General features: G+C 65.4%; 1 protein-coding gene. It reads left to right on the top strand.

What is annotated here, in order from left to right:
* Positions 1-24: 24 nt before the first annotated feature.
* Positions 25-1,253, top strand: a 1,229-nt coding sequence (arcA, locus tag DW151_RS10395) for an arginine deiminase (RefSeq protein WP_118335762.1), incomplete at its 3' end; no start/stop codon positions are given.

The raw sequence follows: 1,253 nt of genomic DNA, 5'->3' as shown, positions 1-1,253 counted from the left end.
GGCCCGAAAGAAAGGTAGGAGGCCATGACGAAAGGTCTGCACGTGCCTTCCGAGATCGGCAAGCTCAGGAAGGTCTGCCTGCACCGTCCCGGCGACGAGCTCCTCAACCTGCCGCCCGACGAGCTCGAGCGACTCCTGTTCGACGACGTCCCGTTCCTGGAGGTCGCGCAGCAGGAGCACGACACCTTCGCCCAGATCCTTAAGGACCAGGGCGTGGAGGTGCTCTACCTCGAGAACCTCGTCGCAGAGGTGTTCGACCAGGTCCCCGGCGCCCGCGCCGAGTTCACCGACCAGTACATCGCCGAGGCAGGCATCCGCGGCCAGCACATGCCGCAGATCGTCCGCGAGAAGCTGGACTCCATCGAGGACAACCTCGAGTTCGTCAAGAAGACCATGGCCGGCATGACCAAGGCCGAGATCGACATGCCCCTCACGGCGTCCACGACCCTCGACTCCCTGGTCAACTCCGAGTCCGAGTCCGACCTGATCATCGACCCGATGCCCAACCTCTACTTCACCCGCGACCCGTTCGCGGTCGTCGGCGAGGGCGTCAACCTCAACCGCATGTACTCGGTCACCCGCAACCGCGAGACCCTGTACGGCAAGTACGTCTTCAAGTACCACCCCGACTACAAGGACGTCTCCCTGTACTTCCGCCGCGACTGCCAGTTCCACACCGAGGGCGGCGACGTGCTGAACATCAACGAGAAGACCCTCGCCGTCGGCATCTCCCAGCGCACCCAGGCGGCCGCCATCGACGTCATGGCCCAGAACATCTTCTGGAACTCCGACTCCAAGGTCGAGCGCATCCTGGCCTTCGACATCCCCGTCTCGCGCGCCTTCATGCACCTCGACACGGTCTTCACCCAGATCGACGTCGATAAGTTCACGATCCACCCCGCCATCATGGGCACCCTGCGCGTCTACGAGCTGACCGCCGGCAAGAACCCGGGCGACGTGAACATCCGCCTGATCGAGGACACCCTCGAGCACGTCCTGGAGGACGCCACCGGCGTCGACCAGGTCAAGCTGATCCCCTGCGGCGGCGGCGACCCGATCGCGGCCTCCCGCGAGCAGTGGAACGACGGCTCCAACACCCTGTGCGTCGAGCCCGGCAAGATCTGCGTCTACGCCCGCAACACCGTCACCAACGACGTGCTGTACAAGGAGGGCCTGGACCTTCTCGTCGTGCCCTCCGCCGAGCTCTCCCGCGGCCGCGGCGGCCCGCGCTGCATGAGCATGCCCTTCTGGCG

It is taken from the genome of Collinsella sp. AM13-34 (assembly GCF_003473055.1).
Taxonomy (GTDB): domain Bacteria; phylum Actinomycetota; class Coriobacteriia; order Coriobacteriales; family Coriobacteriaceae; genus Collinsella.
The sequence above is the reverse complement of the archived record's forward strand: the minus strand, read 5'-3'. Positions and strand labels throughout refer to the sequence as shown.